This is a genomic window from Streptomyces sp. NC-S4 (genome assembly GCF_054353315.1).
In genome coordinates this window covers 7,815,464-7,830,483 of the sequence record NZ_CM135937.1, presented here as the reverse complement: position 1 = coordinate 7,830,483, position 15,020 = coordinate 7,815,464, and the positions used below count along the sequence as shown (strand labels likewise).

Genomic DNA, 15,020 nt, shown 5'->3' with positions numbered 1-15,020 from the left:
CTGACCGTGGATCGGGCAACCGAGCGAGCCACCGGAGGGAAAGCGCGTGGGTGTGGGGAATCCGTTGACCCGGGTACCGAGGATGCGGCTGGACGAGCTGCTGGACGAACTCCAGGTGCGCATCGACGCCGTGCGCGGCACCCGTGACCGGGTGCACAGCCTCCTGGAGGCCGTCGTGTCGGTGGGGCGGGAGCTGGACCTCGCCCAGGTGCTGCGGCGGATCGTGGAGGCGGCCGCGCTGCTCGTCGACGCCGAGTACGGCGCGCTCGGCGTGATCGGCCCCGACGGCCGCACGCTCGCCCAGTTCCTGACCGTGGGACTCACGCACGAGGAGATCACCGGGATCGGCCCCCTCCCGGCCGGCCACGGCCTGCTCGGGGAGGTCATCCACCACCCGGAACCGCTGCGCCTCACCGATCTCGGCGCGCACTCCTCGTCCTACGGCTTTCCGGCCCATCACCCGCCCATGCGCACCTTCCTCGGTGTGCCGATCCGGGTCCGCGACGAGGTGTTCGGCAACCTCTACCTGACCGACAAGCGGGGCGGGCTCGACTTCGACACCGAGGACGAGACCGTGATCTCCACCCTCTCGGTGGCGGCGGGCGTGGCGATCGACAACGCGCGGCTCTACGAGGGCTCGCAGCGCCAGCAGCGCTGGCTGAAGGCCAATGCGGAGATCACCGAGAGCCTGCTGTCCGGCAGTTCGCGCCCGGCGGTGCTGGAGCTCATCGCCCGCCGCGCGCAGGAGATCACCGCGGCACGTCTCGCGGACATCGCCATGCCCGTGGCCGGTATCGACGGCCTGGTCGTGGAGTTCGCGGCCGGTACGGAGGCCGGCGCGCGGCAGGGCCTCGTCGTGCCCTTCGTCGGCACGCTCTCGGGGACGGCGCACCGGGCCGGCCAGCCCGTCACGGCCGTGCTGCCCTCGGCCGACGAACGCTACCCGGCAGAGGCCCAGGTGCAGGGCGTACCGGGGCCCGCCGTGGCCGTCCCGCTGGGCACCGCGGGTGGCGCGAGCCGGGGCGTCCTGCTGCTCGCGCGCGCCGCGGGAGAACCGGCCTTCGGCGAGGGCGAACTGGAGCCCCTCGTCGCCTTCGCGGGTCAGGCCGCACTCGCCCTGGAACTGGCGGAGCGGCGCCGGGACGCCGAGCAGATAGCCCTGCTGGAGGAACGCGACCGGATCGCCCGCGACCTGCACGACCTGGCCATCCAGCGGCTCTTCGCCACCGGTATGACCCTGCAGAGCGCCGCCCGGCTCGTGGAGCACGAGGGAGCCGCCGAACGGGTCGGCCGGGCGGTGGACGACCTGGACGAAACCATCAAGATCATCCGATCGACGATCTTCGGACTCCGCACCAAGGACCGCGAGAGCGGACCCGGTCTGCGCGCCCGTGCCGCCCGGGCCGTCGGTGACGCGGCCACCACCCTGCGGCACCCGCCGCGCCTGAGCATGGAGGGCCTGCTCGACACCGACGTGACGCCGCAGCTGGCCGACCACGTCATGGCCGTACTGGGTGAACTCCTCAGCAATGCCGCCCGCCACGCACAGGCCACCCGGGTCGGCGTGACCCTCAGGGCCGGCCAGGGAGAAATCATGGTGACCGTCTCGGACGACGGGAAGGGCCTGTCGGCCCAGGGGCGCAGAAGCGGCCTGCGCAACCTCGACGAGCGGGCGCGGAGCCTGGGCGGGTCCTTCACCCACGAGGTTCCCGACGAGGGGGGCACCAGGCTCGTCTGGCGGGCGCCCCTCCACACCGGGAGCTGAACACCGGGGCGCCTGCGGGAGGATCGGCACCGGGGCACCCCCGGGGGATCAGCCCCGGGCCGCCGACACCAGCCAGGTCGGGTCCGCCTCCAGCCGGAACCCGGTGACGAGGTCGGGGCGGATCCGCAGGGCGCTGGTCATCGGGCGTGCCACCCAGGGGCGCAGCAGGTGCGCGTACCGGTCCACCTCGTCGGTGTCGACCACCACCCTCGCGTAGCCGGTGACGACGACGCTCCAGCCGAGGTGCGTGACGGGGTCGATGTCGTCCGCTTCATAGGCCACCACCACGCCTGGGGCATCGGCGGGCGCCGCCAGGGAGGCCAGCGCCCCGCCGTCGTGGATCCGGACGATGATGTCCTCGCCCTCGACGAGGTGGTTGACCGGCCGGACGGCGGGCAGGGCGTGCTGCGTGAAGACGATGCGTCCCAGCGACACCGCCGAGAGCAGTCGCAGGGCCTCGGCCCTGTCCAGCTCCCGCATGTGCCGGGCGGCGGCGGTCATGTCACCGGTCCGACCGCCGGGCCGCCGTAAGGCTTCCTGATCCACGATGTGCACCTCACAGGACGACGAACTGCAGGTCGCGGTCGGCGGCGAGCACCCGCATCGACTTCACCACCAGGGGCGGCACGTCGCACAGGAGGAGGCGCGTTCCCTCCGCGCGGCAGCGGCGGTGCAGCCGGACGAGGAGGTCGATGCCCGCGCTGTCGCAGAAGGCGAGGCCGCGCAGGTCCAGGACGATGTTCCGGTGGCCGGATCCGGCGAGCTCGCGCAGGCGTGGCGTCACTTGCCCGACCGTGTAGAAGTCGAGCTCGCCGGCCAGGGCGATTCTCAGACCGCGGTCGTCCCGGCCCACGGTCTTCAGGTCGATCAAGGCGGTCGTCATGGCTTCCTCCGCGCTGCGTGCGGCTCGGTCGAGTCGCGCCGTTCCCCGTGCGTCCTCAAGTTCATCGGAGGCCGCGTGCACCCGGAACGGCCCGGCAGGCCCTTCGGACAGGGCCGAAGGTCCCTTCTTCCACAAGCTCCGACGCCCCTGCCGCACACGGCACGTGGCCGATGGGGGCCGATCGGCCCTGTCCGTCCGGCCGTACGGGAGGCAGGATGCCGGTGTTGGTGCGTCAAGGACGGACCCAGGCGAAGGAGTTGCGTCATGACCGGCAGCGGTGTCCCCCCTGTCCCCTCCCCCGCGGCGGAGCCCATCAGTGTCTTCCTGCTCGACGACCACGAGGTCGTACGCCGGGGAGTGCACGACCTGTTGGACGCCGAACCCGACCTGACCGTGGTCGGTGAGGCGGGCACGGCGCAGCAGGCGCTGGTCCGCATCCCCGCGCTGCGCCCCCGGGTCGCGATCCTGGACGTACGGCTCCAGGACGGCGACGGGGTCAGCGTGTGCCGGGAGTTGCGCTCGCGGATGCCCGAGCTGGCCTGCCTGATGCTCACGTCGTTCGACGACGAGGAGGCGCTGCTGGACGCCGTGATGGCGGGGGCCTCCGGCTATGTGCTCAAGCAGATCGCCGGTACCGACCTCGTGACCGCCGTCCGGACGGTGGCCGCAGGCCAGTCGATGCTCGACCCCGGGGCGACCACCCGGCTGATGGCCCGAATGCGCGGCGACGTGCCCAAGGAGGAGCAGGCTCCCGGGCTTCCCGGCTTCACGGACCGGGAGAAGGAGATCCTCCTCATGGTCAGCGAGGGCCTCACCAACCGGGAGATAGGACAGCGGCTGTACCTGGCGGAGAAGACCGTCAAGAACATCATCTCGCGGCTCTTCGTCAAGCTCGGCGTGGAGCGGCGCGTCCAGGCCGCGGTGATCGCCAGTCACGCGTTGACCCCGCCCGGCCGGCACCCGGTCCCGACCGCCGAGTAGGAACCGTCAGCGGGAGGAGCCGGGCGCCGGTCAGCGGCAGTGGTCAGCGGTGCGGGACGACGGCGACGGGGCAGGCCGAGTGGTGGAGCACGGCATGGGCCACCGACCCGATCCGCGCGCCCACCGCCGACTCGCGGACCCGGCGGCCCACGACGACCAGCCGGGCGTGCGACGCCGCGGACAACAGCACGTGGCCGGCGCTGCCCTGTTCCACCTGGGCGACGACCTCCACCTCGGGGAACCTCGGGCGCCACGGCTCCAGTGCCTGGTCCAGCGCGTCCCTCTCGAACGGCTCCAGCCCGGCGAACTGCTGGGCGATCCACATCGAGCCGGGGCTGTAGCCGTAGACCGGGGGCAGGCTCCAGGCCCGGACCGCGCGGAGCGGGACCTTGCGCGCCGCGGCCGCCTCGAAGGCGAAGCGCAGTACCTCGGCGGACTCCGCGGCGCCGCCCTGCTGGCCGACGACGACCTCGCCCCCGTCAGTCCCGGGCACCGGCTCGCCGTCCCGGGCCCGGACGCAGACCACGGGGCACTCGGCGGCGGCGATCAGCTGCTGACCGTAGGAGCCCAGCAGGAAACCGGCCAGCGCGCCGTGCCCGCGGGTGCCGAGCACCAGCATCTCGGCGTCCTTGGCGGCGCTCAGGAGAGCCGGCACGGGGACGTCCTGCACCACTTCCGCGGAGAGCGAGAGGCGCGGGTGCCGGCGCGTGAGCCGGGCCTCCGTCTCCTCCAGGATCTCCTTGGCCCGGCGGGCCTCGGTGCCGCGGTCCTGGACGACCGGGACCGCGAGCGGCTGCCACAGCCAGGCGTGGACCACGTGCACGTGCATGTCGCGGCGCACGGCTTCGCGCGCGGCCCAGTCGGCAGCGGCCAGGCTCTCGGCGGAACCGTCCACTCCGACGACGAGGGTGCGCTTCACAGGTCTGTCCTCCGTACTGATGCGCGGGGCATCGGGGTCGTCGGCGGGGATGGGCGGCGCCGGCCGGGGAGGACCGGGCGCCACCGGGATCCACCCTCCCCGGGCCCGGCAGGCGCGGATAAGGGCCGACCGTCCCGTACCGAGGGCCGGTCCTCCCCTGCCGGCCGTACCCGGGCCGGGCGCAGGATGCCGGCATCGACTCGGTCGACGGACGTCCCGGACCCTCGCGCACGGAGCGGGCGTGAGCGCGTCGGCCGTCGGCACCCGGAGGTCGGGAATCTCGGCATTCGGGTTGAAAGTGACTCACGGGCCGGATAGTTGTTCCTTCCATGACTCTCACCTCCACCGTCCTGAACGCTGCTGATCCGAACGGCTACGCCTTTCCGTGGGCGCTCGTGGACGTGGAGACGTCGGGCCTGATGGCGAGGCGGGACCGGGTGCTGTCGATCGCCGTGGTGACCCTCGGGCCGGACGGTCGGCAGACCGGCGAGTTCACGACGCTGCTGAACCCCGGCTGCGACCCGGGCCCCGTACACGTCCACGGCCTGACCGCCGAACTGCTGCGGGACGCGCCCGCCTTCGACCAGGTCGCCGACCGCATCGGCGCGATGCTCCGGGGCCACGTCATGGTGGCCCACAACGCCCAGTTCGACTACGACTTCCTGGCGCACGAGTTCGCCCGGGCCCGGTCTCATCTGCCCGTGTCGCGGCGCCTGTGAACGCTGGCGCTGAACAGGCGGGTGGACCCGCCCACGGCCGACCTCCGGCTGGGCACCCTCGCGGCCTACTACGGCGTGGCCCAGAAGAAGGCACATGACGCACTGGACGACACCCATGTGCTGGCCGGGATCCTACGAGCCTCCCTGCGGGAGGCCGCCCGGCTCGATCTGCCTCTTCCGCTGGTGTCCTGTCCGCCACGGCAGGACCCGCGGTTCACCCCGAAGCCGCCCAAGACACCGTGCGCGTTCCGCAATCCGGGCCGGCTCGCTCCGGGTGGTCCGCTCAGACAGGGCATGAAGATCTCCGTCACCGGGGACACCGGCACCGCGCGGGCCGAACTGGTCGCACGGGCGGTCGCCGCCGGGCTGAACGTGATGGGCTCGGTCAGCCGGTACACGAGCGTCCTCGTAACCAACGATCCGGCGTCCACGTCCGCGAAGGCACGACGAGCACGCACCGAGGGGACACCACTGCTCGACGAGCAGGCCTTCCTCGGGCTGCTGCGCGACGTACGCCCGGGAATTCCGCTCGACGCCGAGGCCCCGGTCGCCGTGCCGGCCGGCAGCCCCGCTCCCCGACCGGCCGGAGCGATGCCGGAGATCCGGACTCCCCGTCATGGCGGGTCCGCCTCGCACGGGCGGCTGTCCGGGCGGCGGGTTCTGGTGCTGGGCGGTCTGCACCAGGACGCGGCGGACGCGAGGGCCCGCGTCGTGGCCCTCGGCGGAGCCGCGGCCGTCAATCTCTCCGCCAGTGTCACCGATGCGGTCCTCCTCACCGGTGGCGAGCGCGATCGGCGGATGCCCCGGATCACATCCCTCCAGCTGCCGGTCCATCCGGCCGAGTGGCTGACCGCGCCGACGGCCGCAGCACCGCCCGCACGGGCACGTGAAGTGGCGCCGTCGCCCCGGGTCCTGCCCCGGGGCGGTGTCATCGACCTCCCCGGCGCGGGCAGCACCGCGGAGGGCTGGAGCGTGTCGGCCACCTGGGCGCAGCAGACCGGCTGCGAGATCGACGTCGTCGCCTTCACCGTCGACTGCGACGAACAGGTCTCGCGCGACGAGGACTTCGTGTTCTACGGAGCCCCGGAGAGCCCCGACGGTGCGGTGCGGCTGCTGAGCGACGGACCCACCGAGCAGACGATCGTCATGGATCTCGTGGCCCTGCCGCCCGCGGCACGCAAGGTGGTCGTGGTCGCTGCCATCGACGGCGGCACGGCATTCGGCGACATCGGCCCCGTCCACATCACCCTGGGGGCGGGCACCGACACCACCCGCCTGGCCCAGGCCACCCTGGACGCCGCCACCACCGAGCGCACCCTGATCCTCGCCGAGCTCTACCGACGGGGACCGCTGTGGCGCTTCCGTGCCGTCGGCCAGGGATACGACCGCGACCTCGCCGCGGTCGCACGCGGCTACGGCGTCGACATCGCCGAATGATCCCCGAGGCGATCGCCGGGGCGGGCTAGGGCGTCGCCGGCGCTCCCCGACCGTCGCCTGTCCGGCCGGTCGGGCCGAGCTCGCGTTCGAGGGCGGCCAGGGCGAACGCGTGCGCGGAGGTGTGCTGCCAGCGGGACCGTCCGAACATCACGTCCTCGGAGAGCCCGCTCAGCATGGCCACGGCCCGGATGGTGAACTCGGGAAGATCCACGTCGGCGAAGAGTCCCAGGTCCCGGCCCTCACGCACGATGGCTTCCAGGCGCTCGTCCCAGCCGTCCAGCAGCGTGGTGAGGAGTTCTCGGCCCGCCTCGTCGTGGCGCTGTGCCAGGACCTGCGTCCACAGCGCGTAGCGTTCGTCGCCCTGGTGGCGGGGCAGGTAGTAGCTGACGAACAGCGCCAGCTTCTCGGCCGGCGACGCGGCCTCGTCGGCAGCCTGCTGGAACCGGTTCCAGAGGTCCGCCTGGCTCCACGCGAGGACTTCGAGCAGGAGCCGGTCCTTCTTGCCGAAGTGGTAGAGGATGTGCCCGGTGCTCATCCCGGCCCGCGCCGCGATGTCCGACATCCGCAGGCCCGCCGTGCCCTTCTCCGCGATGACGCTGATGGCGGCCCGCATCGCCCGCCCCCGCGCCTCGTCCCCGCTGGGCTGGCGCTTCCGGTCGGCCGTGGCCCGAGCCGCAGGCCGCAGAGCGGCGCCGGCCGCTTCGATCACACCTTCCGACAGGGCAGGGCGCTGCGGCCGCGCGGGCCCGGTCTCTGACGTCGCCATGGGTTTCGCTCACCTCGGTCCCAAAAGTTTAGATTCTTAGTCTAGACTGAAAATCTAGTTAGTGCGATGGAGAGTGCGACAGCCGCCGGTCGACCCGGCGTCCGGCAGCTCCCCTGTGCGACCCGACCACCCTGGAGACACCCGCATGACGCGTGGATTCGATGTTGTGGAGACCTGTATCGCCGACCTGCGCGCGGCGCTGGAGAAGGGCGAGACCACCTCCGTCGGGCTGCTCGACGCCTACCTCGCCCGGATCGACGCGTACGACCGGCCCGGTACGGCCACCGCTCTGAACGCGATGGTCGTGATGAACCCGGACGCCCGGGCGGAAGCGGAGGCCTCCGACGCACGCCGCGCGCGGGGCGAGACGCTGGGCCCGCTGGACGGCATCCCGTACACCGCGAAGGACAGCTATCTCGCGAAGGGGCTGACGGCCGCGTCCGGCTCCCCCGCGTTCGAGCACCTCGTCGCCCAGCGCGACGCCTTCGCCATCGAGCGGCTGCGCGCGGGCGGGGCCGTCCTCATCGGTCTGACCAACATGCCGCCGATGGCGAACGGCGGCATGCAGCGCGGCGTGTACGGCCGCGCGGAGAGCCCGTACAGCGCCGACTGGCTCACCAGCGCCTACGGCTCCGGCTCCTCCAACGGCTCCGGCACGGCGACGGCGGCGTCCTTCGGCGCGTTCGGCCTCGGCGAGGAGACCTGGTCCTCGGGTCGCGCCCCCGCCTCGAACAACGCCCTGTGCGCCTACACGCCCAGCCGCGGCGTGATCTCGGTCCGCGGCAACTGGCCCCTCGTGCCGACCATGGACGTCGTGGTCCCGCACACCCGCACCATGGCCGACCTGCTCGAACTGCTCGACGTCATCGTGGCCGACGACCCGAACACGCGCGGGGACCTGTGGCGCGCCCAGCCGTGGGTGGCGCTGCCCTCCCCCTCGCAGGTACGCCCCGCCTCCTACCCGGCCCTCGCACCCGCCGATGCCCGGGCCGCGGCCGGCACGCTCGCCGGCAAGCGCGTCGGGGTGCCCAGGATGTACATCAACGCCGACCCCGGCGCCGGAACGAACCCCGACGGGGGCATCGGCGGCCAGACCGGGCAGCGCATCGACACGCGTCCCTCGGTGATCACCCTGTGGGAAGCCGCCCGCCACGACCTGGAGGCCGCGGGCGCCGAGGTCGTCGAGGTCGACTTCCCCGTCGTGTCGAACTACGAGTCCGACCGCCCCGGCACGCCCTCGCTGCTCACCCGCGGACTGGTCGGCCGCGAGTACCTCGCCTTCGAGATCGAGGACCTGTCCGCCTGGGCCTGGGACGACTTCCTGAAGGCCAACGGCGACCCGGCGCTCTCCACCCTGGCCGAGGTCGACGGCACCCGCATCTGGCCCAAGCAGGACGGCGAACTGCCCGACCGCTACGACGGGTTCGACGACACGATCGGCGACTACCCGCGCTTCGTGCGCGAGCGCCCGTACGCGTCCCTCACCGAGATGCCGCACCTGGAGCAGGGGCTGCGCGGGCTCGAGGAGACGCGCCGGGTGGACCTGGAGCTGTGGATGGACGGGCTGGGCCTGGACGCGGTGGTCTTCCCCGCGGTCGCCGACGTCGGGCCCGCCGACATGGACGTCTGCGAGGCGTCCGCCGACCTCGGCTGGCGCAACGGCGTCTGGGTCGCCAACGGCAACCTGGTCCCCCGCCACCTCGGCATCCCGACCGTGACCGTCCCGATGGGCGCCATGGCGGACACGGGCATGCCCGTCGGGCTCACCTTCGCGGGCCGTGCCTACGACGACAACGCCCTGCTGTCCCTCGCCGCGGCCTTCGAGCGGACCGGCAGCCGGCGCACGGTACCGCCGCGCACGCCGCGCCTGTCGGCACCGTGACCTGACGGAGGCCTCCGGGGGGCGGCAGCCGGCCGCTGCTGCCCCCACCACCAGGTGCCCGGCGGCCCGGCCGTGCCCGCCGCCGGCACCTGGCGGTCCGGCGACCCGCTGCCGGTCGCGGGCCCGGGTGCCCGGTAGGGTCGGCCGATATGACCGTCGCCCGTTCCGTCGCCCTCTTCGCCGTCGCCGCCGTGTTCGAGATCGGCGGCGCATGGCTGGTCTGGCAGGGCATCCGCGAGCACAAGGGCTGGATCTGGATCGGGGCCGGCGTCATCGCGCTCGGCCTCTACGGGGTGGTGGCCACCTTCCAGTCCGACGACGACTTCGGCCGCATCCTCGCCGCCTACGGCGGGATCTTCGTCGCCGGATCGATCGCGTGGGGCATGGTCGCCGACGGCTACCGCCCCGACCGCTACGACGTCATCGGTGCGCTGGTCTGCCTCGCCGGCATGGCCGTGATCATGTACGCCCCCCGCTCGCACTGACGCTCCGGCTGCTGACCGCGCCGGTAGCGCCGCCGGCCCCCTCTCACCGCCGGTATCCGCGCGCCGGCCGTTGGGGTTCGTCAGCGGCGGCGCTTGTGGCCGTTCAGTTCGATGTACCCCAGGTCCGCGATGAGTGCCGCGACCGTCGGGTAGTACCTGCTGTAGCCGGGGCCGCCGATCGTGAAGCCCGCCCCCGTGGGGTCGCTGAGCTGCCGGTAGACCCACTCGGAGAGCTGCCCCCAGCTGGTCTGGAGCGCCGCGCCGAAACGGTTGATCGGGTTCGACGAGTTGTTCCTGATGTTCCCGCGGATGATGTCGAAGAGATGCCCGAACCGGGCCGCTTCGGCCGTCGCGCCGATGATGTCGACGAGGTAGGACCCGACGGTGTGCTGACCGTGACCCGTGGCGAGGAGCTGCTGCGCGTTGCCGAGCGTCAGGAGGGCGTTCCGGAGGTTCTGCGGGGTGAGCCGCCGCTGGTCGCGCAGTCCGCCGTTCGGCAGGTTGGCGTAACTGCCGTTCCAGGGGAGCCGTTCGGCCCGGACGCCCAGGACCCGGTCGAAGGCCTCGGGGGAACCGTCGGGGAAGACGTAGTGGCGGTTTCCCGTGCCGTTGGGCTGCCCGGGCTGGTAGAACCCGGCCAGGTAGAGGGTGTCGGCCCAGAAGTACAGGGAGACCACGTGCTGTCCGGCGTGGTTCACCCGGACCTGGATCAGCCGGTTGTTGGTGGTCGTGGTCTCGTCCAGGACCTGGTAGAGGTCGTGGCCGCTGATCCGGTGCATCCGGTCGATCATGTTCCAGTACCGGTCGTGCTGGCCCTGGCCGCCGCCGTCGAGCCCGGTGATGTCCCAGTCGACCACGGTGAGCGAGCGGTCGGGGTCGGCGTGGGCGGCGGGTGCGGCCGCGCTGAGCATCCCGACCGACAGGGCGAGTACCAGGAGGAGGCCGGTGATCCGGCGGGATCCTCGCCGGAAGAGGCCGAGGATGAAGGAGCTGGACATGCGGGGTTCCTTGTCGGGTGTGACGAGTACGGGCGGCACGCCGGGCGGTGGCCGGCCGCCGGCTCGGGACGGGCGCGCCACGGCGGCAGTGCGGCCTGCGGACACGGCTTCCGCGCCGGAACCGCGGGAGCCGATCCGAAAGCTAGGCGAGATCGAGCGGGGCGGGTGGCCTTTGCGTGCACGGATCTGGCCCCTGCGTGCAGAGCCTGCCCAGGACGGTCCGCCTGCTGGGGGCGTGACTTCGTACTGCTGCCGATCGTCAGGGGCGCAGCCAGATCGGGTTGGTGAGGGCTGCCGGCGGTCCGGGGAGGGGCGGCGCCTGGGGCGGGTGGCGGACTTCCGCGCGGACGTAGGTGGTGCGGGCGGGTGTCGTGCGCCATTCCAGGGCCGTCGCCGCGGGCACGGTGAGGGCCGGACCCTGGTCCGTGACCAACCGCAGCTCGCAGCCCTGCGCACCGGTCACCGACAGCCGTACGAGGACCTCCGTGTCCGGGCCGGTCACTGCCAGCCCCTCCCCGATGCCCGCGTGGGCACCCCGCGGGGTGACCGCGGTGAAGTCCACGGAGACGGCGGAGGACTCGGCCGCGTAGGCACGTCCGCCGCGCAGCCCCGCCAGTATCGCCTCGCGGGACAGGTCGTCGGCCAGGACGACGGTGTGGGGTCCGCCGATGCGGTCCGGGTCACGGTGGTAGTCGCTGTGCGCCAGAGCGGGCAGCCAGCGGTCCCCGTCCGCCCCGCACAAGGTGGCGTCCCAGGAGGCCAGGGACACCTCGTCGTCGGCCGTCCAGGGGCCGTTCCACACTTCCACGGCGTCGGCCTCGCCGAGGCCGAACTTCCAGGCGCAGCCGAGGCAGGTGGCGTGCGGATGGGCGGGCACGACCAGGCCGCCGGCCTGCCGGACGGCGCGGGCGAATCGCGCGAAGCGGCCGTCACGGGCCCGGTAGCGCCAGTCGATGAAGGTGCCGGGGTCCGTGCCCACGGCCAGGACGTGGCCGGTCCGTGTGGTGATCTCCTCGCCGGTGAGGACGAGGAGCCCGCTGTCGGCGGCGCCCGACCATGCGGTGTGGGAGCTGTGGGTGTTGTGCTCGGAGGTGTTCACGAAGTCCAGGCCGGCGGCGCGCGCGAGGCCGATGATCTCGGTCGGGGTGCGGCGGCCGTCGGAGTGCACGGAGTGTATGTGGCAGTCACCGCGGTACCACGCGCGGCCGCGGCCCGGGATGCGCTCGGGCGGGTAGGTCACGGGGACGGCGGGCGCCGGTGCGCCGTGGACGAACGTGACGGCGATCTCGTAGGGCAGGCCCTGCGGTGCCACGGTGTAGGGGCCGAGGGCTATCTGCCAGCGGCCGCGCTCCAGCGGTCCCGGCAGGTAGCCGGGGGTGGCCTCGTCCGCACGGAGGAAGAACTCGCTTCGGGCGCCCCCGGACCAGCCGCGGAAGCCGCGCCCGCCGAGCGCGGTGCCCCGCTGGTCGAACAGGCCGATGTCGAGGGCGTTTCCCGGCGTGCCCGGCGGGGTGGGCGGCTTGTCGTAACGGTAGGAGACGCGCAGCTCGCGCACGCCGGAGGGGACGTCCAGCGGCACGTACACGAAGTCCGGTGCGCCGGGCGGGATCGTGCCGCGCAGGGTCGTGGTCGTGGTCGGTGCGGCTTCCCCGCCCGTGCCGACGGCGGGCGAGGGGGCGGCGACGGCGGTGGCCGAAGCGGCTGCCTGTGCCAGTAGTGCTCGTCTACTGAGGGCCATGGAGCCCAGGATCCCGGGAGCAGGTGAATCCGGCGTGAACACGTGGACGTCCCGGCCCGGGCAGCCGCGGCGGGGCCCGCTGCGGTACCGGCCGGTGCCGGGGTGGGAAAGGGCTGGTCTGCGGGGCCGACGGAACCGGGTACCGTCTTTGTCATGTTCTTCCAGAGGCCGATCTACGAGTGAGGGCGTGATGGGCCCCTGCCGACGTTCTCCGACGTCGCTCGTACCCGTCCCCCACCGACGAATCCGTAGATCACTTCGCATCACCACCGGGAGAACCCGTGACCGACAGCAAGAACATCAACAACCCCGTGGGCCAGGGCGGCGGCCAGCGCAAGAGGCAGTCCCGCGCCGAACGGCAGAACAACGGTCCGCACCGCAACCTCGACCGCCAGGGTGCGGCCGACCGGAAGGCGGAGCTGGTGCGCAAGATGCGCGAGAAGGCGCGCGCGGCCGAGGACGCCGGGCAGTCGGGCGGCGACACCGCGCAGAGCTGACGCACCCCGCCGCGAGATGCGCGACCGTCTCAGCGGTCCGCGGCACGAACGGGCCCCGCGGCGGTGGACGGGGCGGTGGCAGGTTCGGCCACGGCGGCGGCCACCAGGGCGGACGTGGCGACCCAGCGGCCCTCGTAGGCAAGGGGGGTGAAGTGCTCCGGGGAGGGGTGACGGCGTCGGACGCGGACGGTGAACGAACCGTCCGTACGCAGGGCTATGTCGGCCTCGCCGAACTCCAGCGGCAGGCCGGTCCGGGGGAACCACGCCTTGTACACCGCCTCCTTGGCGCAGAACAGCACACGGTCCCAGCAGACCTGCGGGACGGTGGCGCTCAGCACGCGGTGGCGGGCGTGTTCGGCGGGCACCGCGACGGCCTCCAGCACATGCGCGGGAAGGGGCCGGTGGGGTTCGGCATCGATCCCGAGGCCGGCGAGGTCGCCGCGGCGCGCCACCGCGGCGGCCCGGTACCCCTCGCAGTGCGTCAGGCTGCCCACCACCCCCGCGGGCCATGAGGGGGCTCCGCGCGGGCCCGGCAGCAGGGGGGCCGGCGGACGCCCCAGCTCGGCCAGCGCCCGGCGGGCGCAGAGGCGGGCCGTGGCGAACTCACGGCGGCGTCCGGGCACGGCCCGCGCGATCGCCGCCTCCTCCTCGGGGAACAGGAAGGCGGCGGGATCGTCGGCGAAGGCCTCGGAGACCGCCACGGCGGCGGGCAGGATCCCGCCGATCAGCGCCATCGGGGCAGGACCGCCGACGACGCGCTCCGCGACGGCGCCGGTCACGAGGGTGGGGGCGGGATGAGGAACATGACTCTCCGCGGTTCGAAAGAGACGGCCTAGTCGAGGTCGAGCCGGTATCTGAGGTCCGCGCGGACGGCCCGCATCCCTTCCTCGATGTTGAGGAAGGGGGACGAAACGAGGTCCGGCCACACCCGGGACGTGACGGAGAAGTCCGTGCTCTCGCCGCCCGCCGGGTATTCGTGGAGGACGGGCACCGGCTGGTCGAAGAGGCGCTCGGCCACCTCCAGGAGCCCGTCGATCCGGAAGGACCGCCCGCTGGCGAAGATCTTGCAGACGTACGGGTCCCTGCCCAGGGTGCGGGAACGCACGGCATCCATCGTCGCGACCGCCATGCGTGCGCAGTCCCGCGCGTAGATGTAGTCGCGCGTCGTCGTCGGTGCGGCCCGCAGGCGCAGGGGTTCCCCGGTCAGCTGTGCTTTCACGAGGACGCTGACCAGACCCTGGTTCTTGCCGAGGTTCTGTCCGGGACCGTAGAGGTTGGTGATCCGGCCCGCCACCACGGGCAGCCGCCATCGGCGCGCGAGGGCCCTGGCCTCCTCCTCCACGGCGAGTTTGGCCTCGCCGTAGGCGTTCCGGGGAGCGGGGGTGGAGAACTCGGTGAAGGGCGGATGTGCCGAGCCCGCGTACGCACCGCCCGCCGAGGACGCGAAGAACAGTGCGCCGTCGGAAGGGAGGCCGGACCGTTCCAGCCCGTCGTGGATTCCCGCGAGCAGCCGGCCGACCTGGACGCGTTCTCGCTCCACCTGCTCGGCAGGGGTGTGGAACACGGCCAGACCGGCGCACCAGTAGAGGTTCCAGCGGCCGGTCCGGGCGGCCAGCTCCCTTCCCAGTTCGTAGAGTCGGGCACAGGCGAGGGCGTGGTCGTCCCAGGGGACGCGCACCCGTTCGCCCGGGCGGCCGCCCAGCGCGGCGCGGACGTGCCTCCCCAGCAGCCCTCCCCCGCCCACCACGACTTCCTTCGTCGGGACGGCCTGCTCGCCCGCTGCCGGGCCGTACTGTCCCGGCAGCAGAAGGACCTCGCTGTCGGGCGGATACGGAAGGACACGGCCCATCGTCCGACCTCCTTTCCTATGGGGATCACGGGTGGCGGCGTCCTGTGCCGATCACAGCCGCCGTTGGACCGGGGACCGGGCCGTCTGTTGCGGATCGTGCC

The 15,020-nt window shown here is 73.0% G+C and carries 13 protein-coding genes and 1 pseudogene; 6 read left to right on the top strand and 8 right to left on the bottom strand.

What is annotated here, in order from left to right:
• Positions 1-46: 46 nt before the first annotated feature.
• Entirely contained in the window at positions 47-1,765 is a 1,719-nt protein-coding gene (locus ACXNSR_RS35040) for a sensor histidine kinase (protein ID WP_458639349.1), read from the top strand.
• A gap of 48 nt (positions 1,766-1,813) precedes the next feature.
• Here the strand turns inward: ACXNSR_RS35040 and ACXNSR_RS35035 are convergent, their stop codons facing one another.
• Complete coding sequence (locus ACXNSR_RS35035) at positions 1,814-2,311, bottom strand: pyridoxamine 5'-phosphate oxidase family protein (RefSeq protein ID WP_458639348.1); 498 nt, start codon at positions 2,309-2,311, stop codon at positions 1,814-1,816.
• A 10-nt stretch (positions 2,312-2,321) separates the two neighbouring features.
• The gene (locus tag ACXNSR_RS35030) at positions 2,322-2,648 is read right to left on the bottom strand and encodes an STAS domain-containing protein (protein WP_458639347.1); all 327 of its coding nucleotides are present in this window, start codon (positions 2,646-2,648) and stop codon (positions 2,322-2,324) included.
• Between the two features lie 264 nt (positions 2,649-2,912).
• On the opposite strand from ACXNSR_RS35030, the gene ACXNSR_RS35025 reads away from it, so the two are divergent.
• On the top strand, positions 2,913-3,629 hold the full coding sequence (locus tag ACXNSR_RS35025) for a response regulator (protein ID WP_458639346.1): 717 nt from the start codon (positions 2,913-2,915) through the stop codon (positions 3,627-3,629).
• A 43-nt stretch (positions 3,630-3,672) separates the two neighbouring features.
• Here the strand turns inward: ACXNSR_RS35025 and ACXNSR_RS35020 are convergent, their stop codons facing one another.
• A complete protein-coding gene (locus ACXNSR_RS35020) occupies positions 3,673-4,548 on the bottom strand; it encodes a universal stress protein (RefSeq protein WP_458639345.1) in 876 nt (291 codons plus the stop codon).
• Between the two features lie 329 nt (positions 4,549-4,877).
• Here ACXNSR_RS35020 and ACXNSR_RS35015 point away from each other — a divergent pair.
• Positions 4,878-6,704 (top strand): annotated as a pseudogene (locus ACXNSR_RS35015) (TerD family protein).
• 25 nt (positions 6,705-6,729) lie between these two features.
• On the opposite strand, the gene ACXNSR_RS35010 reads toward ACXNSR_RS35015, so the two are convergent.
• The gene (locus ACXNSR_RS35010) at positions 6,730-7,470 is read right to left on the bottom strand and encodes a TetR/AcrR family transcriptional regulator (RefSeq protein ID WP_458639344.1); all 741 of its coding nucleotides are present in this window, start codon (positions 7,468-7,470) and stop codon (positions 6,730-6,732) included.
• A gap of 145 nt (positions 7,471-7,615) precedes the next feature.
• Between ACXNSR_RS35010 and ACXNSR_RS35005 the strand changes: the two genes are divergently transcribed.
• Both ACXNSR_RS35005 and ACXNSR_RS35000 read left to right on the top strand, forming a co-directional pair.
• The gene (locus ACXNSR_RS35005; RefSeq protein WP_458639343.1) at positions 7,616-9,352 is read left to right on the top strand and encodes an amidase; all 1,737 of its coding nucleotides are present in this window, start codon (positions 7,616-7,618) and stop codon (positions 9,350-9,352) included.
• 149 nt (positions 9,353-9,501) lie between these two features.
• Entirely contained in the window at positions 9,502-9,837 is a 336-nt protein-coding gene (locus ACXNSR_RS35000; protein ID WP_458639342.1) for a YnfA family protein, read from the top strand.
• An 80-nt stretch (positions 9,838-9,917) separates the two neighbouring features.
• Here ACXNSR_RS35000 and ACXNSR_RS34995 read toward each other — a convergent pair whose 3' ends face one another.
• Together ACXNSR_RS34995 and ACXNSR_RS34990 are read right to left on the bottom strand one after the other, a co-directional pair.
• Positions 9,918-10,835, bottom strand: a complete 918-nt coding sequence (locus ACXNSR_RS34995) for a ribosome-inactivating family protein (protein WP_458639341.1) — start codon at positions 10,833-10,835, stop codon at positions 9,918-9,920.
• Between the two features lie 259 nt (positions 10,836-11,094).
• Positions 11,095-12,573, bottom strand: coding sequence for a CehA/McbA family metallohydrolase (locus tag ACXNSR_RS34990; protein ID WP_458639340.1), 1,479 nt, complete (start codon positions 12,571-12,573; stop codon positions 11,095-11,097).
• A gap of 281 nt (positions 12,574-12,854) precedes the next feature.
• Here ACXNSR_RS34990 and ACXNSR_RS34985 point away from each other — a divergent pair, with 281 nt between their 5' ends.
• Positions 12,855-13,070: a DUF6243 family protein gene (locus ACXNSR_RS34985; RefSeq protein WP_458639339.1), complete on the top strand. Its 216-nt coding sequence runs from the start codon at positions 12,855-12,857 to the stop codon at positions 13,068-13,070.
• Between the two features lie 29 nt (positions 13,071-13,099).
• Here ACXNSR_RS34985 and ACXNSR_RS34980 read toward each other — a convergent pair whose 3' ends face one another.
• Positions 13,100-13,849 carry a 4'-phosphopantetheinyl transferase family protein gene (locus ACXNSR_RS34980; RefSeq protein WP_458639338.1) on the bottom strand — a complete coding sequence of 250 codons (750 nt, stop codon included), beginning with the start codon at positions 13,847-13,849 and terminating at the stop codon, positions 13,100-13,102.
• A gap of 53 nt (positions 13,850-13,902) precedes the next feature.
• Entirely contained in the window at positions 13,903-14,919 is a 1,017-nt protein-coding gene (locus ACXNSR_RS34975) for an NAD-dependent epimerase/dehydratase family protein (protein ID WP_458639337.1), read from the bottom strand.
• Between the last annotated feature and the right edge of the window lie 101 nt (positions 14,920-15,020).